Source organism: Arthrobacter sp. NPDC056886, from assembly GCF_042788715.1.
GTDB lineage: Bacteria > Actinomycetota > Actinomycetes > Actinomycetales > Micrococcaceae > Arthrobacter.
The window spans coordinates 247,936-267,769 of sequence record NZ_JBHUBT010000007.1; the positions used below are offsets into that span (position 1 = coordinate 247,936).

Consider the following 19,834-nt stretch of genomic DNA (forward strand, 5'->3'; position numbering starts at 1 on the left):
CGTCTGTAATTCGCCGCTGGCCGTTCGGCGCAGTACTCCCCGCGCGGGCTGCCGTGCCGCTTTAGGCCTCCGGGCGAGTACCCCAACGCATCGGCGCGGGTACCCGCAGCGCTCGAGCCAAGTGCTCGGAAGCCCCGGAAATCGCCGGACCTCGGTCCGGAAAGTAAGTTACTGGCCGCTCCCAGTTTTCTCCAAGGAATCACCAAGCACTGTTGCACCATCACTCACTCGAAGAGGCAGGTGTGCAATGAATTTGTTCGCATGCAGGAAAGTCGACGGCCAAAGACGTGCCTTTAGTCGGCCCACCCGCGCAGTAGCCGCAGGGACAGCGATGGCCCTGCTCAGCTTTATCGGGCTCACCACAACGGCGCCTAGCGCCATCGCCGCAACGGCACCGGCCGGCGCAGGCTTCACCATCACCCCGTCCGACTTGGCCTTCATCCTCAAGCAAATCAAGATCGCTGAAGCCCACGTCGCCAACACGACATCGGCAACCGGCCCATGCGGTGCCCTGATTGGCACCGGCCCCAACCAGATCCCCAGCCCTCTCGTCTCCCAGGGCCTGCGGACCGTGGACGGCTCGTGCAACAACCTCCAGCAAGGCCAGGAAACGTTCGGCGCTGCTGACCAGCCGTTCCCGCGCATGTCGACGCCGAAGTTTCAGGCCGCCGAGGCTGTACCGCCTGGCTTCGGCCCGGCAGGTTCGACGAGCTACGCGCAGAAGAAGGGCAACGTTTTCGACTCCGAGCCCCGCACCATCAGCAACCTGATCGTGGACCAGACCTCCACCAACCCTGCCGCGGTGGCAGCGGCCGGCAACCCAGTCAGGACGCAGGGCAACGAGGGCGTTGTGCCGTGCACCACCGACCCGGAGCCGCAGGCAACCCCGCCGGTCATTGAAGTTCCTGCCGGCTGCGTGCCGACGCACCAGACCCTGTTCATCCCGAACGTGACCACCGACGTCGGCCTCTCGCCGCCGTACAACTCGCTTTTCACGCTGTTCGGGCAGTTTTTCGACCACGGCGTGGACCAGACGGTCAAGTCCGGTGGCACTGTCTTTGTTCCGCTTAAGGCCGATGATCCGCTCATCCCTGGCCCGGACCACATCCTCGGCAACGCTGACGACCTGGCCCCGCAGTTGCGGTTCATGGTGCTGACCCGGGGCCAGAACCAGCCCGGTCCCGACGGTGTCATAGGCGACAACCCCGCGACTGCTTCCGATGAAAGTGTTGACGATATCCAGAATGCGACCAACACGGATTCGCCCTGGGTCGACCAGTCCCAGACTTACACCTCCCACTCTTCGCACCAGGTCTTCCTGCGGGAGTACATCAACAACGCCGACGGCAAGCCCGTCTCAACCGGCAAGCTGCTCGGTGGCGTTGCCGGCCGCACCGCGAACGGCATGGCCACATGGGCCACGACCAAGTCCCAGGCGGAGATCTTCCTTGGCCTCAAGCTCGAGGACAAGGACGTCACGAACATCCCGATGATCGCAGCGGACGCGTACGGCAAGTTCATACCCGGCCCCCTCCGCGGACTGCCGCAGTACGTCACCCAGACCGGCCTCGTAGAGGGAGACACGGCTAACCCTGTTCCGGTGCCGGCAAATGTGCGGTACTTCGACACGCCGTTCCTGACGGACATCGCGCACAACGCCGACCCGTCACCACAGGACACAGACCACAACCCGGACACGCCCCCCGTAGCTCCTGCCGCGGACGATGACGACACGGCCTCGGCAGATTTTGCCAACCAGCCGGCCGGAACCTACGACAATGAGATGCTCAACGAGCACTTCATCGCCGGTGACGGGCGCGTCAACGAGAACATCGGGCTCACTGCCATCCACCAGATTTTCCACTCTGAGCACGACCGCCTCGTCGACGATATTGAGAACGTGCTGACGAACGATACTTCCGCCAGCGGGACGGCGGCCCTGTCCCAATGGAAGTTGGCGGCCGGTGCCAACGGCTGGAACGGTGAGCGCCTCTTCCAGGCGGCACGGTTCATCACCGAAATGGAGTACCAGCACCTGGTCTTCGAGGAGTTCGCCCGCAAGATCCAGCCTGCGATCAACCCCTTCGAGCCGTTTGCGTTCACTCAGACGGAGCTCAACCCGGCGGTCAAGGCGGAGTTTGCTCACGCTGTGTATCGCTTCGGTCACTCTATGCTGACCGAAACGATCTCCCGCAGGAACGAGGACCGCCCCGGTACCGACCTCCAGTTCGGCACCTCCGACGACGTTCTGGGGAGTCAGAATGACATCTCCTTGCTCGAGGGGTTCCTCAACCCTCCGGAGTACACCAATGGTGGCCCCGACGGTTTGCTCACTTCCGAGGAGGCTGCGGGCAGCGTCATCATGGGGATGTCGGATCAGGTCGGGAACGAACTGGATGAGTTCGTGACAGACACGCTTCGCAACAACCTGCTGGGCCTGCCCCTGGACCTGCCGACGATCAACATGACGCGAGCCCGGTCCGAGGGCGTCCCGCGGCTGAACCCGCTCCGCCGCGAGATCTTCAATGCGACGAACGACGGCCAGCTCAAGCCCTACACCAACTGGATCGACTTCGGCGAGGGCCTCAAGCACCCGGAGTCGCTGACCAACTTCGTGGCGGCCTACGGTCTGCACCCGTCCATCACCGGCGCAACGACCCTGGCCGGCAAACGTGAGGCCGCACGGTTGATCGTTAACCCCAACCCCCTTGCTGGCGACGTCGCTCCTGATGACGCCGCGGCATTCATGAACAGCACGGACGCCTGGGCCAACACCGGCACGCAGTCGATCACCGGCCTGGACAACGTCGATCTCTGGGTCGGTGGACTCGCGGAGCAGACGGTTGTGTTCGGCGGACTGCTGGGCAGCACCTTCAACTACGTGTTCGAGAACCAGCTGACCGATCTGCAGAACGGGGACCGGCTCTACTATCTGGCCCGCACCCCGGGCATGAACCTGCGGACGCAGCTCGAAGGCAACTCGTTCGCCGAAATGATGATGCGCAACACGAATGTTCACAGTTTGAAGGCCGATGCATTCGCCACGGCGGACTGCAAGTTCGAGCTGAAGAACCTGGCCGGCACCGCTGCCGGCTTTGCGACCGCGGGGAACACCGTCGCGAACGACCCGCAGTCGGAGTGCAATGAGCCGGCCTTGCTGATCCGCATGCCCGACGGGACGATCAAGTATCGCGCGAGGAACACCGTCGATCCCTCCGGGATCAACGGGCAGAGCGTCTACAACGGCACTGCCGGCGTGGACCGCGTCTACGGTGGAAACGACAGCGACACCTTCTGGGGTGGACTCGGCAACGACATCATCGAAGGTGGTGACGGAGCCGACGTCGCGCTTGGCGGTGAAGGCAACGACATCATCACCGACCTTGCCGGCGACGACGTACTGAAGGGCGGCCCCGGCAACGACGCGATCGACACCGGACCAGGCCTCGACATCATCATGGGCGGCGACGGCAAGGACTTCACGAACGGTGGCGCCAATGCCAACGAAACCTTCGGTGGGCCGGATGACGACTTCATCATGCTCGGCCAGAGCCTTGACGCCGCCTTCGGCGACAGCGGCGATGACTGGGAAGAGGGTGGCGATCAACCGGACCTCATGCAAGGGGACAGCGGCAACCTGTTCTTCCTGGACGACTCCCAAAAGCCCGGACACGACATCCTGATCGGCCAGGGCGGTGACGACGACTACGACATGGAAGGTGGTGACGACATCGGTGTCGCCGGTCCGGGCATCGAGAAGGTCGCCGGCGCTTCAGGCTACGACTGGGAAATCGGCGTGGGCGATCCGCAGCCGCAGGACCTCGATTTGGCGCTCCCGATCCCGCCGCTGGATATCCTCCAAGTCGGCGTCCGGGACAAGTTCAATGAGGTCGAGGCGTTGTCCGGTGGGGATCTCAACGACACCCTCCGTGGTGACAGCGAAGTTCCCAGCACTGTGGGTGGCGGCGGGTTCATCGGCTGCGACGTGCTGGACCAGGCGGGCCTTGACCGCATCGCCGGTCTTGACGCGCTGGTGCCGGCGTTGAACACCCCGTTGGCTACCGTCGTGGGGCAGTCGGCATCGGGCGACTGCCCGCTTCTGACCGGCCCGAACGTCTGGGGCGATGGCAACATCCTCCTTGGCGGCAGCGGCGCCGACCTGATCGAGGGGCGTGGCGGAGACGACATCATCGACGGTGACGCCTACGTCAACGTGCGCCTGAGTGTCAGGACCAACGCGGCCAACCCGTCGACAGAAATCGGCAGTGCAGCGGTGACCGCGGCCGGCCAAAGCGCCATGACCAGCCGGTATCTTCGTGACGGAACCGGTGCGCTAACCGGACCGACACTTCAGGAAGCCGTCTTCGCCGGCACCGTCGACCCCGGAAACATCGTGGCCGTCCGTGAGGTCCTGACCGGCTCCGGCGGAACCGACAGGGCAGTCTTCACCGGCCCGCGGGCGGACTACACCGTCACCACCACCGGTGGGAACGGCACAGTGGGCTCGGCCGGCTCAACCACCACCGTGGTGGACAACGTAGGGACCGATGGCACCGACACTCTCCGCAACATCGAGTTCCTGCAGTTCTCTGACACCGTTGCGCCCAGCGCTCCGGTCATCGGCGCGGCAACCGCAGGCGCCGGGCAGGCAACAGTGAACTGGACGGCTCCGACCGTCGGCACCGCCAGCGCCTTCTCCGTGAAGGTGCTCGACGTGACGACGAATCCGGCCGGCGTCCAGGTCGGTGCCCTGCGCACCGCCCCGGCAGGCGCCACCAGCCTGGTGGTGACCGGCCTGACCAACGGATCGCAGTACAGGTTCCAGGTGCTGGCCACCAGCGCCCTCGGTGACAGCCCGTTCTCGGCAGCCTCCAACACGGTGACGCCGGCTGCACTGGCCGCACCGGGAACGCCGGGCATCGGGACGGCCACGGCCGGGAACGCCTCGGCGACCCTGACCTGGACCGCGCCGGCGTCCAACGGCGGATCCGCCATCACCGGTTACACGGTGAGGGCCTTCGCCGGCACCGTCCTGGCCCGTACGCAGCCGGTCACCGGCAACGTCGGAACCGTCGTCGTCACAGGCCTCACCAACGGGACGGCGTACACGTTCGACGTCGCCGCCGTCAATGCGGTGGGTACGGGCGGATTCTCGGCCCGAACGGCAGCGCTGACACCGGCGGCACCGGCGACCGTAGCAGGAGCGCCGACCATCGGCGCGGCCACGGCCGGGAACGCCTCGGCGACAGCGAGGTGGACGGCACCGGCATCCAACGGCGGTTCCGCCATCACGGGCTACACGGTGAGGGCCTTCGCCGGAACCGTCCTGGCACGTACGCAGCCGGTCACCGGCAACGTCGGAACCGTCGTCGTGACGGGTCTGACCAACGGGACGGCGTACACGTTCGACGTCGCCGCCGTCAACGCACGGGGGACGGGCGGATTCTCAGCCCGATCGGCAGCGGTGACACCACGGACGGAATTCGTGGCTCCCACCGTGACGGCCCGGGCACCCGCATCGGGTGCGCGTTCCGTGAGCCAGACGGTGAATCTGACGGCGACCTTCAGTGAGACGGTCACCGGAGTCAGCGGCGCCAACTTCGTGCTCCGCCTCGGCACTACAGCGGTCCCCGCCGTGGTGACTTACAACGCCACGACGCGAGTCGCTACGTTGAATCCGAATGCGACGTTGGCTGCTGACCAGACGTACACCGCCACTGTGTCCGGAGTCCGTGACACGGCGGGGAACACGATGGCGGCGAGCAGTTGGACGTTCATCACGGGCCCGGCGCCAACAATCACGGCGACATCCCAGCGGACGGCGATTCCTCGGAACGCCAACGTATCGGCGTTCTTCAGTGAGATCGTCACCGGGTTCTCGACCACCACGGCTCGGGTCATCAATGTCGCTACCGGGGCGGTAGTGACCTCAGCGGTCACGTTCAATCCCCTGACACGGGTGCTGACGATCAATCCGTCCGCAAGCCTGGCCGCGAACACGCAATACCGCGTCGAGATAACAGGCGGCAACACTGCCATCAGAGATACGGCCGGCAACCCGCTGGTCACCCGGACCTGGACCATCACCACAGGAACGGCGCTCTGACGCCAGCAACATGAGAACGCCGGCTGGCGGACCCTCAGCGGCCCGCCAGCCGGCTTCTTCAATCCTTCGAAGTTCACTTTTCGACGCTGCATTCAGCACTTGCCCACATGGAGGGGCCATGACCACTCGACGCGAAATCTTCAAACTGGGCGCTGTGGGCGCCCTCGGCCTTGCCGGATTCAAAGGCGGCGACGACGACATTCCCGCTACTGGGCCGAGCACACCGCTCATCACCGCCAGCCAACTTGCACGCCAAAACATGCCGGTTCCCTATGCGGGCGTCTTTCGCCGCCCGCCTGAGCTGGTCCCTTTCGCGACGGGCTTCGACGGCGGCGACCCCGCCCGTCCGTTCGCCCGCTATGCCCTCACCCAGAAACTCGGCCAGGCCCAGCTGGTGCCCGGCTTGAACACCACCGTGGCGGGCTACAACGGCATCTTCCCAGGCCCTACCATCAGGGCCACCCAAGGCACCCGGATCGAGGTGCGGATCCGCAACGCCCTGCCCGCCGCCGGGCTCGTGCAGCCCGCCCGCTTTGATACAGTCACCCACCTGCACGGCTCGGCCTCGCTGCCCCAATATGACGGCTACGCGAACGACATCACCATCCCCGGGTTCGTGAAGAACTACCGCTACCCCAACTTTCAGCCTGCCCGGACCCTCTGGTACCACGACCACAAGCACCACATCACGGCCCAGAACGTGTATTCAGGACTCGCCGGCTTCTATCCGCTCTCCGACAAGTTCGATCGTGCCCAGCTGCCGCAGGGCGAGTTCGACGTGCCCCTGATGATCTCGGATGCCATGTTCAATGCCGACGGTTCCCTCGCATACAACGACAACGGACAAAAGGGCCTATGGGGGGACATCATCCTGGTCAACGGCGTGCCCTGGCCCACCATGAAGGTCAAGCCCCGGATCTACCGCTTCCGGGTGCTCGACGCGTCCATCTCACGCTCCTACCGGCCCACGCTCTCCACCGGCGACCCCGTCTACGTGGTAGGAACCGACGCCGGCATGGTGCCCACGGTGCAGGCCGTGAAGTCCTGGCGGCACGGCACGGCGGAACGCTATGAGGTGCTGATCGATTTCCGGAAATACCGGACCGGGCAGCTGATCGAACTGCGCAACCTCAGCAACAAGAACAACATCGACTTTGCCAACACGAACAAGATCATGCGTTTCCAGGTGGTGGCGGACTCCGGGTCGGGGGCCGGCTCCATATCCAGCATCCCGGCCACCCTGGACGACGGCGGGGCCGTCAACGCGGCGCTGGGGGCCATTCCCACCATGAGTCTGACGCCAGCGATGGTCAAGGCCAAACGCGAGCTGAAATTCTTCCGGGAGCACGGGCAATGGACCGTCAACGGCGTCACATGGGCCGATGTGGAGAAGTCCGGGTTCACCAAGCTGTTCGGCAATCCCCAGCCGTTCGACGTCGAGCAATGGACCATCACGAATGCCTCCGGCGGCTGGTTCCATCCAGTGCACATCCATCTCATTGACGCCAAAATCATCGCCCGGAACACCAATGGCGGCCAGCCGTTTGCCTGGGAGAAGGGCCCCAAGGACGTCTTCTACGCCGGGGAGAATGAGTCCATCACGGCGCTCATGCAATTCGACCCCGGCGCGAACGGAGGCGGCCGTTACATGATCCACTGCCACAACCTGGTTCACGAGGACCACGACATGATGGTGCAGTTCTCCGTGGGCGATCTGCGGACCAACGACCCCGTCACTTCGGATCCGCCGGTCCTGGACACTACTGCTCTGGACGCCTTCGTGCCGGTGTACCGGCCTGGATTCCCGGCGGGGACCTGAGGTGCGGCGCCTGGGTCAAGTGGGGGCCGCTGCCCTGCTCGTGTTGGCGCTGAGCGCCTGCACGGGCGGGACCCCGCCACCGGCTCCACCCTCGCCGACCGCCGGGGCCGTGCAAAGCGCAGCGCCGGTCTCGCTGGAGACCGGGACTGACGTCGGCAACGGCCGTCCGGCCGTGAGCAACGACGGGCTGATGGTGCGCCGCCGCGCGGTCATTGCCGTCCACCCTGCCGCGGGCGCCGGGCCGGGCGGGCCGCGCGCGCGGCTTGAGCAGATGGCAGCTGCCAGCGGCATCGTCCTCTCCGACATCCCCCCGGACGTGCTCGAACCAGCGATCCTGGAGCACCTCGCGCCGGAACTGATCCTGGCGCTTCCGGCCGGAAAGACGGGCGAGGACGCGGAGAAGTTGGCCGAGCTCGCCTTCGGCCCGGAGGGCAGTTACCCGGGCGTGGAGCATGTCCACGTCGCCTCAGTCCTGGTCCACGATCTCCAGTTCAGCGTCGCTGCCACTGATCCGGCAGCCCTGGCCAGGTCCGTTGCCGAGGAGGGCATCCTCGCGGACGCGCTCGGGAACTACGGGACCACCCTGGACAGGGGAGCCCTGAAGGTCACCTACACGGGACCATTGCTCAGCGACTTGCTGGTGGAATCCGTGCGAATCGGCATGGCCCGCGGCGCCGGCGTCAAGCCAGCGGAGGTGACGTTGGCTCCCCGTTCGGCCACGGGCGAGGGAGTGGACATGTCCCTGGAGCCGGAACCGGCACCCGAGTCTGAACCGTCTCCGGGGGACAGCGGGACGCACTCGCACGACGCCGGCAGCGACGACGCCGGCCACGATGATGCTGGCAGCGACGGCGCTACAGCAACGACCCCGGGCTCTGAGGAGTCCGGACACTGACCGCACCTGGCCGGCCGGAGCAAGGGGAACGCTACCGGCCGGCCACGAGTGTGTCCCGGATCTCGCGGCGCAGGACCTTGCCGATCAGCGACCGCGGCAGCCCGTCCATCACGGCAACGCGGCGCGGCACCTTGTAAGCGGCCAGGCTGCCGCGCGCGAACGCCAGTAGCGCCTCAGGGTCGACGCCGGCGCCCGCGGACACCACGACGGCGGCCACCACGTCTTCGCCACCGCCGGGGCGGGGCAGCCCCACCACGCACACGTCCTTGACGCCGGGATATTCGGAGAGGACGTCCTCGACTTCCGTGGGGGAGACGTTGAAGCCTCCGGTGATGATGAGTTCCTTGAGCCGGTCCCGGACAGTCACGAAACCATCCTTGTCCACTGAGACAATGTCCCCGGTGCGGAACCAGCCGCCTTCCAGCAGCGCTTTTTCTGTCTCCTGCGGCCGGTTCCAGTAGCCGGCAAAAACTTGCGGACCCCGGATCAGCAGCTCGCCCTCCGCGCCGGGGGCACGGTCCAGGAGAACGTTCCCTGGGTCCACCACGCGGATGTCGGTCAGGGGAAACGGGACCCCCACAGTTCCCGGTTTCCGGCTGGGCCCAAAGGGGTTGCCCAAGGCGATGGGCGAGGTTTCCGTCAGTCCGTAGCCCTCGATCAGGAAGCCCCCGGTCGCCTTCTCCCACCTCTCCACTGTCGCCGTCGGGAGGTTCATCGCCCCCGAGATGGAAAACCGGATGCTGTCCAGCGCGATTCCGCGCTCGGCCGCGGCGGCGGCGATCCGGTCGTAGATCGGCGGCACCGCCGGCAGGAACGTCGCAGGGGACTTCTTGTACGCCTTCAGCACCAGGTCGACGTCGAACTTGGGAAACAGCACCAGCCTGGCACCGATGCTCAGGGCAAACGTCATGCACAGCGTCAGCCCGTACGCGTGGAACATGGGCAGCACCGCGTACACGGTTTCCCGGCCGTCTTTGAGCCCGGGCACCCAGGCGCGGCCTTGCGCGGCGTTGGCCTGCAGATTGGCATGGGTCAGCATGGCGCCCTTGGGCTGGCCCGTGGTGCCGCTGGTGTATTGAATGACGGCCAGGTCGCCGGCGGCCGGACGCGGATGCCTCTTCTTCAGCTCGCCGGCGGCAAGGAGTTCTTTCCAGGCCAGCACGGTCCGGCGCGCCGGCCGCGCAGCGGGCCGGGCAGGGTGCTTGCGGGCTGTCAAAGCGGCCCGGGCCGCGCGGGCTGCCGGCACGGGGAGCCGCAGCGCCATCCGTTGCAGCAACGGCATTGCCGGGATCAGCTCAACGGAGACGATGCTTTGCAGCCCGACGTCGGCGGGTAGTTGACGAACCTTGTCAATGGCCTTGTCCCAGACTATGGCGACGGTGGCGCCGTGGTCCTCGAATTGATGGCGCAGTTCACGGTCCGTATATAAGGGATTGTGTTCGACGACGACGGCGCCCAGGCGCAGCGCCGCGTGGAACGCGATGATGTGCTGCGGGCAGTTCGGCAGGACCAGCGCCACCCGGTCACCGGCCCGGACGCCGAGCGCCTTCAGGCCCGCCGCCGCCCTGCTGATGGCGGTGCCCAGTTCGCGGTAGCTGGTGCGCGCGCCGAAGAATTCCAGCGCGGTCTTGTTCCCGTGGCGCCGGACGGACGAGTCCAGGAGGTCGACGAGGGACCCGTCGGGGAGCTTGAGGTTGGCCGGAACTCCGGGGCTGTAGTGGCGGGTCCAGGGGCGGTCGGGACGCCGCGGCCCCGCGGATCTGGTGCTCATGGTCTGTCCTTGCCACTGGGCTGGGTTGGGCTGGCTGGCTGGGTTGGCCTGGCTGGGTCCGGCTCTTGGCCCGGCGGGGCCCGCCAAGAAAGCCTACCGGCGAAATCCTACCGGCGCGGCCCCACACGGACCTGCGTCGCCGGCGAGCGCCGCAGTGGCCGGGCGTGGTGAGTGCCCGGAGGTGACTTTCGGCCCTTGGCACCCGGGAGGCCCGGGCGGAGGCTGGGCGTACACCGCGAGCCGCAGGTCCGCGCACTTCACTGGGCCGCGCTGTTCCACATGATTGCGCAAAGTAAGAGGTCCACGGGAGCGCTATGAAGTACCAGCAGCCGACCCTGAGGTTCCGGTGTGCCTCCGACACCGGGACTATCGACACCGGGACTATCGACACAGGGCCTATAGACACCGAGGACCTGCGATGAACTCCGACGGCGTCACGCGGACCACCGTGTTGAAGGAGATCCACGATCTGGCCCGGCCGCTGAAAACCGATCGTGATCTCAACGGCCTCGTTCGGCGCGCTGCCGACTGCCGTTTCGTAGCCATCGGCGAAGCGTCCCACGGCACCCACGAGTTCTACACCTGGCGCGACACCCTCAGCAGGCGGCTCATCACGGAGGAAGGCTACAACTGGATTGGGGTGGAAGGGGACTGGCCCGACTGCTGGCGCATCAACCGCTGGGTCCGCGGCCAGGAGGGAAAGGACCAAGGCGTCCACGCGCTGCTGGCCGGCTTCGAACGCTGGCCGACCTGGATGTGGGCCAACGAGGAAGTCGCGGCGTTCCTGGACTGGCTGCGCGGCTGGAACGCGGGCCGCCCCCTGGATAGGCGTGTCGGCTTCTACGGACTGGATGTCTACTCGCTCTGGGATTCGCTACGCGAAATCATCGGCTGGCTGCAGGAGAACGACCCCGAGGCCGTGGCCACGGCCGAGCGGGCCTGGCAATGCTTCCTGCCCCACCACGAGGACCCGCACCAGTACGCCTGGAGCACTCGGTTGGTGCCGCAGTCCTGCGAGCCCGACGTCGTGGCCCTCCTGACCGAGGTCAGGAACCGGGCCTTCAGCCCGGGCCCCCATGAGGAGGACGCCTTCGACGCCGTCCAGAACGCCGAAGTCGCGGCCAACGCGGAGCACTACTACCGCACCATGGTCCGCGGCGACAGGGAGTCCTGGAACGTCCGCGACCACCACATGGCTGACACCATCGACCGGGTCAGCAGGCACCTCGGAGCGGCGTCGAAAGGCCTGATCTGGGAACACAACACGCACATCGGTGATGCCCGGGCCACCGACATGGCGCAGGACGGCCTGGTCAACGTCGGGCAGCTGCTGCGCGAACGCCACGCGGGCGATGGGGTGCTGCTGGTTGGCTTCGCCGCCCACCGCGGTTCCGTGCTCGCCTCCGACGGGTGGGGCCGCCCCGAGCGCATCCTTACGGTGCCGGCAGCGCGTCCGGGCAGCCACGAACATTTCCTGCACCAGGCCCTCGGCGTGCCGGCCGTGCTGGAGTTCGGCGACGACCGGACCGGACCATGGCTTTCGACACGGCTCGGGCACCGGGCGATCGGCGTCGTCTATCACCCCGAGAGGGAGGCCGGAAACTACGTTCCGACCCGGATGGGGGAGCGCTACGATGCCCTCATCTGGCTTGAACAGACCGCCGCACTGCGTCCGGTGCACCATGAAGGGCCGCCCCGGGAACCGGAGTTCGAGACCGAGCCCACCGGATTCTAGGCCGGTGCGGACTCCAAGAAGGCAGGATCCAAGATGAGCAAGGCAATCGTCGTCGGTTTCAACGGGTCTGCCGGCAGCGACGCCGCTCTGACCTGGGCCCTTGCGCGGGCCGCCCGGGACAAGCTTCCGGTCATCGTCGTCCACGCGGTGGACGACCGCTGGATGTCTCCGGATTTCCAGTACCACGAGATCATCCGCGAATCGGGGATGGAACTGCTGCAACAAGCCCGGGAGAGCGCCAGCGGGCAGGCCCCGGACGTCGAGGTGGACATCCAGCTTCGTCATGGCAGCGGAGGCTCGGTGCTGCGGGACGTGTCCAAGGAGGCAGCCATTGTGGTGGTCGGCGGTCATGACAAGCGTTGGATGGACGGTGGGCCCATGACGGACCGTGCCCTGCAGGTTGTCGCAGCCTCGGAATGCCCGGTCGCTGTCATACCCGCGAGACGGGGAACGGGGGACCGGGGCGTGGTGGTCGGCGTGGACGGTTCCGCGGAATCGCTGCAGGCGGTCGCATTCGCGGCGGCGGAAGCTGACCTGGGCGGTGATGGGCTGACCGTGGTCCTCGCCTTCAAGAGCCCGGGCCGGTGGGTCGAGAAAAAGCTGCCGTCCAGCGGCCTGGCCGAGACCATGGCCGAGGAGGACCGGATCGTGCTTGCCGAGTCGATCGCCGGCCTCGGCGAGAAGTATCCGGACCTGACAGTCGAGCAGCGCCTTGAAACGGGCACGGAACCGGCGAAGGCCCTCGTGAATATCGCCGCCGGAGCCAGGCTGCTGGTGATCGGAAGCCGTGGGCGCGGCGCGTTCTCCCGGACGGTGCTCGGCTCCACGGCGCATGCTGTCTTGCTGCAGGTGCCGTGCCCCACCATCGTCACGCGCGTGCACCGGGTCAAGCACGGGGACTGACGCCGGGCACAAGGTCTCTTGCCCCGGCGCGGCCCGCGACAGGCCCGGGACAGGCAGGAAGCCACTGCCCGCGGAGGGGGCTTTTCGCCGCCGCCAACGGATGGGAGGATGTTGCCGTGGACCCCTTCTTCAATTTCGTCACTCACTTTTGGTGGCTCGTCTTTCCCCTGAGCGGACTGGCCGGCGGGTGGGCGCGCTCCTGGTCCAAAGCCGCTGAACGCCGGCACCGGCGCCGCGTGGAGCTTTACACGCTCAAGAACCAGGCGGCGCAGGCCGAGCAGGCCAGCAAGGAAGATGTGCTGGCCCTCATGAAGGCGCACGACGCCGTCAACCGGCGTTGGCTGGACTACGAACTCGACGTGGGAAAGCTGATCGACTTTCCGGTCATGACGGATGTCCGGGAGCCCCTCACCGTGGCTTTCCTGCGGGCCAAGCGTGAGGCCGACGGGCTGCGCCCCGCCGCCGCCGAAGAAGTCAGGACCGCCGCAAGGCTCGCGGAATATCGCGCGGCCGTGACTAGTTTTGAACTCGAGTTCGACGTCGCGGAACGGGAAGCCAAACGGATCAGGGACAGCAAGTTCACCGGGCCGGAACGCCAGCGGCTGGACACTGCCCGGAAGCTCCTGCGGATCGCCTCCGACGCGGCCGCGACTCCCGCCGAGCGCCAGACGGCATACAGGCGCGCCCGCCGGGAACTCGACGGGCTCATCGTGCTGCCGGAGGCCACGCTCGCCGCGCTTGAGGAAAAGATCGCTTCGATGCTCGGCGCCGGCCCGGCGCCGGAGGTCCGCCGGACCGTCTAAGGCCGCCGCGGGCAGGGGAAACGCGCCCATCCCGCTGTGAGACGCATCGCACCGTCGCCATGAATGCCCCGTCCCGCACCACTGGACGGAATTTAGGGTCTTCTGGCATGTTTTGCCCTGCCGTCTTTCCCACGTACCATCGATAAGGTTTCAAGCTGCTTAAGTGACCACTGCGAGTTCGTCCGGATAGTCATCGGATGGACGCCGTGGCCATGGGGCATCGGGGATGTGAAACTGCTGACCATGGACACTGCAGATTGGGCAACAGGTGGAAATCACCGTAATGGTGGCGCTAGTGATATCGCTGGCGCTGTTCTTCGACTTCACGAACGGATTTCATGACACCGCGAACGCCATGGCTACGCCCATCGCAACCGGCGCCATCAAACCGAAAACAGCGGTTGCCCTCGCGGCGGTGCTAAACCTCGTGGGAGCGTTCCTCTCCACGGAAGTCGCCAAGACCGTTTCCGGCGGCATCATCAAGGAAGGCGCGGACGGTGTCCAGATCACCCCGGACATCATCTTCGCCGGGCTGATGGGTGCCATCCTCTGGAACATGATCACCTGGCTCAAGGGCCTGCCGTCCAGTTCCTCGCACGCGCTCTTCGGCGGCCTGATTGGTGCGGCGATCGCCGGCATTGGCATCCACTCGATCAACTTCGAGTCGCTCATGCAAAAGGTCATTCTTCCCGCGATTTTTGCGCCGATCATCGCCGGCGCCGTGGCCTACCTGTGCACGCGGCTGGCGTACGCGCTGACCTCCCGGCATGACCCGGAAACCGGGGACAAGCTCACCCAGAAGCGCGGCGGATTCCGGACCGGCCAGATCTTCACGTCCAGCCTCGTGGCGTTGGCCCACGGGACCAACGACGCCCAGAAGACGATGGGCATCATCACCCTGGTCCTCATCTCTGCCGGCACCCAGCCCGCCGGCTCCGGGCCGCAGTTCTGGGTCATCGCCTGCTGTGCCTTCGCCATCGCGATCGGCACCTACTCCGGCGGCTGGCGGATCATCCGCACCATGGGCTCCGGCCTCACCGAAGTCAAGCCTGCCCAGGGCTTCGCCGCAGAGTCCAGCACCGCCAGTGCCATTCTGGCCTCCTCGCACCTGGGCTTCGCACTGTCCACCACGCAGGTGGCCTCCGGCTCAGTCATCGGTTCCGGGATGGGGCGCCGTGGCACCACCGTGCGGTGGGGAACCGCAGGCCGGATCGCGATCGGCTGGCTGTTCACGCTCCCCGCCGCCGGGATTGTGGGGGCACTGACTGCCATGCTCGTGCAGACCGGCGTCATTGGAGTGATCATCGCCGCAGTGGTCGGCACCGCCGCCGTGGCTTATATGTTCGTGCATTCGCGCAAATCCCACGTCGGCCACCACAATGCCGTCCAGATCGAGGAAGTCGGCCAGGCCGTGCAGTTCCGTAAGAAGAAGTCCGCCGCCAAGGCCATCAAGAATTCCGCCGTCAAGGCGATCAAGAACGGGAGCGCCAAGCGATGAAATGGTTGGAACTGTTCACCGTAGCCGGGGCCACGCTTCTGTCCGCGGTGACCGTCGTCGTCCTCTACGCCCTGGGTGTCCGGCTCACGGCCATCGCGGGCGACATCCGGAACTCCCCGGCGTCGTGGACCCGGCCGCTCGCGTACGCCTGCTTCGCCGTGTGCGGCGCCGCCGTCCTCTTCGGGCTCTACCTGATCATTCCGTACTTCCACAAGTAGCAGCCGCCCGCACGCCAGTCGGTGGTCGGTGCTGTTCGGCTGTGCCTTCCGGCGTGAGGCGGTGCGTCCGGGGATGGGAACCGGGCACGGCATTGGCTAGGCTGGGGCCATGGTGAGCTTCCAGTACTTCGTGGCCTCGTCCCTGGACGGGTACATCGCCACTGACAAGGACGATCTGGCCTGGCTGCTCCAGTTCGACGGATTTGACGGCGGGCAGGAGAGCTACGACGCGTTCATCGCCGACGTCGGCTGCATCGTCATGGGCGGCGAGACCTACGCCTGGCTTCGGGAACACGAACCCGACACCTGGCCCTATCCGGGCACGCCCTGCTGGGTCTTCACCCGCCACGAACACTCAGCCCCCGAGGGTGCCAATGTCACGTTCGTGCGCGGGGCTGTCGGCGAGTTCGTGGACGACCTCAAGGACGACGCCGGCGGCCGGAACATCTGGGTTGTGGGCGGTGGCGTCCTGGCAGCGCAGTTCGCGGACGCCCGGCTGCTGGACGAATTGATTGTCTCGGTCATTCCCGTGGTTTTGGGCAGCGGCAAGCCGTTGCTGCCCATGACAGGTCCGACGCCGCCGCTGGAGTTGACGTCGTCGCGCACCCTGGGCCGGGGCATCGTGGAGCTGCGCTACCGCTTCCCGGCCCGGACGTAGCCGGGTCCGGTATTCCAGGCGGTGCGAGCCCCTAGGGCGCGATATCGCGGATCAGGTTTGTGATCCGGGCGGTGGAGAGCCGGCGGCCGTTCTCGTCGGTCATCACGATCTCGTGAGTGGCCAGGGTCCGGCCGAGGTGGATGGCCGTGCAGGTGCCGGTGACGGTGCCCTCCGAGATCGCCCGATGGTGTGTCGCCCCGACCTCAATCCCCAGCGCCTGCCGGTTGGGACCCGCGTGCATGCCCGCCGCGAACGAACCCAAGGTCTCGGCGAGGACCACGTGGGCCCCGCCGTGCAGGATGCCGGCCACCTGGGTGTTGCCTTCCACTGGCATGGTGGCCACGGTGCGTTCCGGACTCATTTCAAGGAAGTGGATCCCCATCTTCACCACGAGGGCTCCGACGCCGTATTGGCCCAGCCAATCGTGCATTTCCTCGGGAATTCCGGCCGCCGCGAGCTCGGCCGCGTAAGGGCCGGGCGTGAAATTGTCCATCATGGGAACTAGGCTGGCACCTGTGAGCGAAACTACCAAACCGGCCCCTGCCCCAAATTCTGCCGCTGCCCCATTTGCAGCAGCTGCCCCTCTTACTGCGGACACTGCAGCAGACCTTCTCCCGGCAACTGAGCCGGAATCAGTGCTTGCGGCCAAGCCGGCCCGGAAATCCACCCGGGCCGCGGCGTCGGTTTCCGCCACCGAGGCTCCCGTTATTCCCATCACGGACCAGCCGCGCCTACTCGTGCTGGACGGACATTCCATGGCGTTCCGGGCGTTCTTCGCCCTGCCCGCGGACAAGTTCTCCACCGCCACAGGGCAGCACACGAACGCGATCCACGGCTTCACCTCCATGCTGATCAACCTGATCAAGGAGCAGAAGCCTACCCACGTGGCCGTGGCCTTCGATGTCTCCGACGACACGACCCACCGCAAGGCCGAGTACAGCGAGTACAAGGGCGGGCGCAATGAGACGCCCCGGGAAATGAGCGGCCAGATCGACCTGATCGACAAGGTCATGGGCGCGTGGGGCATCAAGACCATCAAGATGCCCGGCTGGGAAGCTGACGACATCCTGGCCACGCTCGCCGCCATGGGGGAAAAGGCAGGTTTCGAGGTGCTGCTGGTCTCCGGCGACCGCGATGCCTTCCAGCTCATTACGGACAACGTTTTTGTGCTGTACCCCAGGAAAGGCGTCAGCGATATTCCCCGGATGGACGCGAAGGCCATCCAGGAGAAGTATTTCGTCAGCCCCGCCCAGTACTCTGACCTCGCCGCCCTGGTGGGGGAGTCCGCGGACAACCTCCCCGGCGTTCCCGGCGTCGGCCCCAAGACGGCGGCCAAATGGATCAACCTCTACGGCGGTCTTGAGGGGGTCCTGGAGAACCTCGACGCGATCGGTGGCAAGGTGGGGGATTCCCTCCGCGAATATGTTGAGGACGTCAAGCGCAACCGCCGGCTCAACAGGCTTCACACCGATCTCGAACTGCCCGTCACCCTGGACGAGCTCGCGGACCCACGGCCGGACCAGGCCGCCCTTGAGGAGCTGTTCGACACCCTCGAATTCAAGACCATCCGCACCCGGCTCTTTGCCCTCTACGGCAGTGAAGTGACGGAGGCGGAGCGGGAAAGCCTTGACGTCCCGGACTTCGTGATCCCGGCGGACGCGGCCGAGCTCAGCGCCTTCCTCGCGGCCGGTGCCGGCAAGCGCTCCGCCGTGGCGGTCGATGTTGTGCCCGGTCGGCTCGGCGAGGACGCCTCCGCCGTGGCGATCGTTCGCGATCACGCCGCCGTTTACATCGATCTGGCCAGCCAGGACGCCGAAGCCGAAAACGTCCTGGCTGCCTGGTTGCGTGATGCCCAGGCGCCGAAGGTCGTGCACGGGTTCAAGGCTGCCCTGAAGGCCCTGTCCGCCCGTGGCCTGGAACTGGAGGGCGTGGTGGATGACACCTCCATCTCCGGCTATCTCATCCAGCCCGACCGCCGCAGCTACGAGCTCGCGGAGCTGGCGCAGCATCACCTCAACATCGCCGTTTCCACCGATGCCGCCAAGGAAGGCCAGCTTGAGCTGGCGTTCGACGGCGACGACGCCGCCGCTGCCGGCGCGCTGGTCCACGTGGCCGCCGTCGTGCAAGCCCTGAGCCGTTACTTCGAATCTGAACTGAAGGAACGCGAAGCCCAGGACCTGCTGACCACCCTGGAACTGCCCGTCAGCCGGGTGCTGGCCGACATGGAACTCGCGGGAATCGCCATCGACATGCCGCGTATGGACGAGCAGCTGTCGGACCTCGCCAAGGTGATCGAGAACGCCCAGGAGCTCGCCTTCGCCGCGATCGGCCACGAGGTCAACCTCGGGTCGCCGAAGCAGCTCCAGACCGTGCTGTTCGACGAACTCCAGTTGCCGAAAACCAAGAAAATCAAGTCCGGCTACACCACCGACGCCGCCTCGCTCAAGAACCTGCTGGAAAAGACCGGACACGAATTCCTGGTCCAGCTAATGGCGCACCGCGAGTCGTCGAAGCTGCGCCAGATGCTGGAGTCGCTGAAGAAGTCCGTCACGGAAGATGGCCGGATCCACACCACCTACGCGCAGAACGTCGCAGCCACCGGCCGGATCTCCTCCAACAACCCCAACCTGCAGAACATCCCCATCCGCAGCGAGGAAGGCCGGCGCGTCCGCGGCATCTTTGTGGTCAGCGAGGGCTACGAGTGCCTGCTCTCCGCGGACTACTCGCAGATCGAAATGCGCATCATGGCCCACCTCTCGGGGGACGCCGGGCTGATCCAGGCCTACAAGGACGGCGAAGACCTGCACCGTTTCGTGGGCTCGAACATCTTCCACGTGCCCACTGACCAGGTGACCAGTGCCATGCGTTCGAAGGTCAAGGCAATGTCCTATGGCCTCGCGTACGGCCTGACCTCGTTTGGCCTGTCCAAGCAGCTGGAGATTTCCGTTGACGAGGCACGGACCCTCATGAAGGAGTACTTCGACCGGTTCGGCGCCGTCCGCGACTACCTCCGCGGCGTGGTGGACCAGGCCCGGATCGACGGCTACACCGCCACCATCGAGGGGCGCCGGCGTTACCTCCCGGACCTGACCAGCACGGACCGGCAGCTGCGGGAGAACGCGGAGCGCATCGCGCTGAACTCGCCAATCCAGGGATCGGCGGCTGACATCATCAAGCGCGCCATGCTGGGAGTGCATGCCGAGCTGGCGGCACAGGGTCTCAAATCGCGCATGCTGCTGCAGGTCCATGATGAACTTGTCCTCGAAGTCGCCGCGGGCGAGCGCGAGGCAGTCGAGAAGCTCGTGACCGAGCAGATGGGCTCGGCCGCGGACCTCAGCGTTCCGCTGGACGTCCAGATCGGCCTCGGCTCCAGCTGGTACGAGGCGGGGCACTAACGGTTTAGCGGTTCCGGCAGGTTTTCGTTCCGG

At 66.3% G+C, this 19,834-nt stretch carries 12 protein-coding genes; 10 read left to right on the forward strand and 2 right to left on the reverse strand.

The genetic code is table 11. From position 1 onward, the window contains the following. Positions 1-331: 331 nt before the first annotated feature. The 3 genes from ACFRJ8_RS14070 to ACFRJ8_RS14080 all read left to right on the forward strand — a co-directional run bounded on the left by ACFRJ8_RS14070 (position 332) and on the right by ACFRJ8_RS14080 (position 8,820). Positions 332-6,106 carry a peroxidase family protein gene (locus tag ACFRJ8_RS14070; protein ID WP_377986779.1) on the forward strand — a complete coding sequence of 1,925 codons (5,775 nt, stop codon included), beginning with the start codon at positions 332-334 and terminating at the stop codon, positions 6,104-6,106. Positions 6,107-6,224: 118 nt separating this feature from the next. Continuing rightward, positions 6,225-7,925, forward strand: a complete 1,701-nt coding sequence (locus ACFRJ8_RS14075; RefSeq protein ID WP_377986780.1) for a multicopper oxidase family protein — start codon at positions 6,225-6,227, stop codon at positions 7,923-7,925. Positions 7,926-7,944: 19 nt separating this feature from the next. Continuing rightward, positions 7,945-8,820: a hypothetical protein gene (locus tag ACFRJ8_RS14080; protein ID WP_377986781.1), complete on the forward strand. Its 876-nt coding sequence runs from the start codon at positions 7,945-7,947 to the stop codon at positions 8,818-8,820. 31 nt (positions 8,821-8,851) lie between these two features. Here the strand turns inward: ACFRJ8_RS14080 and ACFRJ8_RS14085 are convergent, their stop codons facing one another. Beyond that, positions 8,852-10,591 (reverse strand): long-chain-fatty-acid--CoA ligase, encoded by a 1,740-nt coding sequence (locus ACFRJ8_RS14085; protein ID WP_377986782.1) that lies wholly within the window; start codon positions 10,589-10,591, stop codon positions 8,852-8,854. Between the two features lie 418 nt (positions 10,592-11,009). Here ACFRJ8_RS14085 and ACFRJ8_RS14090 point away from each other — a divergent pair, with 418 nt between their 5' ends. The 6 genes from ACFRJ8_RS14090 to ACFRJ8_RS14115 all read left to right on the forward strand — a co-directional run bounded on the left by ACFRJ8_RS14090 (position 11,010) and on the right by ACFRJ8_RS14115 (position 16,406). Next, positions 11,010-12,326 carry an erythromycin esterase family protein gene (locus tag ACFRJ8_RS14090; protein ID WP_377986783.1) on the forward strand — a complete coding sequence of 439 codons (1,317 nt, stop codon included), beginning with the start codon at positions 11,010-11,012 and terminating at the stop codon, positions 12,324-12,326. Between the two features lie 33 nt (positions 12,327-12,359). Further along, positions 12,360-13,229: a universal stress protein gene (locus ACFRJ8_RS14095; RefSeq protein ID WP_377986784.1), complete on the forward strand. Its 870-nt coding sequence runs from the start codon at positions 12,360-12,362 to the stop codon at positions 13,227-13,229. A gap of 116 nt (positions 13,230-13,345) precedes the next feature. Beyond that, on the forward strand, positions 13,346-14,032 hold the full coding sequence (locus tag ACFRJ8_RS14100) for a hypothetical protein (RefSeq protein WP_377986785.1): 687 nt from the start codon (positions 13,346-13,348) through the stop codon (positions 14,030-14,032). A gap of 268 nt (positions 14,033-14,300) precedes the next feature. Continuing rightward, positions 14,301-15,530 (forward strand): anion permease, encoded by a 1,230-nt coding sequence (locus ACFRJ8_RS14105; RefSeq protein ID WP_377986786.1) that lies wholly within the window; start codon positions 14,301-14,303, stop codon positions 15,528-15,530. Further along, positions 15,527-15,748, forward strand: coding sequence for a hypothetical protein (locus tag ACFRJ8_RS14110; RefSeq protein WP_377986787.1), 222 nt, complete (start codon positions 15,527-15,529; stop codon positions 15,746-15,748). Before ACFRJ8_RS14105 ends, ACFRJ8_RS14110 begins: the two co-directional genes overlap by 4 nt. Before the next feature lie 109 nt (positions 15,749-15,857). Continuing rightward, positions 15,858-16,406, forward strand: coding sequence for a dihydrofolate reductase family protein (locus tag ACFRJ8_RS14115; RefSeq protein WP_377986788.1), 549 nt, complete (start codon positions 15,858-15,860; stop codon positions 16,404-16,406). A gap of 31 nt (positions 16,407-16,437) precedes the next feature. Here the strand turns inward: ACFRJ8_RS14115 and ACFRJ8_RS14120 are convergent, their stop codons facing one another. Then, on the reverse strand, positions 16,438-16,902 hold the full coding sequence (locus ACFRJ8_RS14120; protein ID WP_377986789.1) for a hotdog fold thioesterase: 465 nt from the start codon (positions 16,900-16,902) through the stop codon (positions 16,438-16,440). Between ACFRJ8_RS14120 and polA the strand changes: the two genes are divergently transcribed. Further along, the gene (polA, locus tag ACFRJ8_RS14125; protein WP_377986790.1) at positions 16,901-19,801 is read left to right on the forward strand and encodes a DNA polymerase I; all 2,901 of its coding nucleotides are present in this window, start codon (positions 16,901-16,903) and stop codon (positions 19,799-19,801) included. The genes ACFRJ8_RS14120 and polA overlap by 2 nt on opposite strands. Positions 19,802-19,834 lie beyond the last annotated feature (33 nt).

What these genes read in the sequence shown, in the direction of transcription:
- ACFRJ8_RS14070 (WP_377986779.1), top strand. Translation starts at nt 332, where the DNA reads ATGGCCCTGCTCAGCTTTATCGGGCTCACCACAACGGCGCCTAGCGCC.
- ACFRJ8_RS14075 (WP_377986780.1), top strand. Translation starts at nt 6,225, where the DNA reads ATGACCACTCGACGCGAAATCTTCAAACTGGGCGCTGTGGGCGCCCTC.
- ACFRJ8_RS14085 (WP_377986782.1), bottom strand. Translation starts at nt 10,591, where the DNA reads ATGAGCACCAGATCCGCGGGGCCGCGGCGTCCCGACCGCCCCTGGACC.
- ACFRJ8_RS14090 (WP_377986783.1), top strand. Translation starts at nt 11,010, where the DNA reads ATGAACTCCGACGGCGTCACGCGGACCACCGTGTTGAAGGAGATCCAC.
- ACFRJ8_RS14095 (WP_377986784.1), top strand. Translation starts at nt 12,360, where the DNA reads ATGAGCAAGGCAATCGTCGTCGGTTTCAACGGGTCTGCCGGCAGCGAC.
- ACFRJ8_RS14110 (WP_377986787.1), top strand. Translation starts at nt 15,527, where the DNA reads ATGAAATGGTTGGAACTGTTCACCGTAGCCGGGGCCACGCTTCTGTCC.
- ACFRJ8_RS14115 (WP_377986788.1), top strand. Translation starts at nt 15,858, where the DNA reads ATGGTGAGCTTCCAGTACTTCGTGGCCTCGTCCCTGGACGGGTACATC.
- polA (WP_377986790.1), top strand. Translation starts at nt 16,901, where the DNA reads ATGGGAACTAGGCTGGCACCTGTGAGCGAAACTACCAAACCGGCCCCT.
- ACFRJ8_RS14120 (WP_377986789.1), bottom strand. Translation starts at nt 16,902, where the DNA reads ATGATGGACAATTTCACGCCCGGCCCTTACGCGGCCGAGCTCGCGGCG.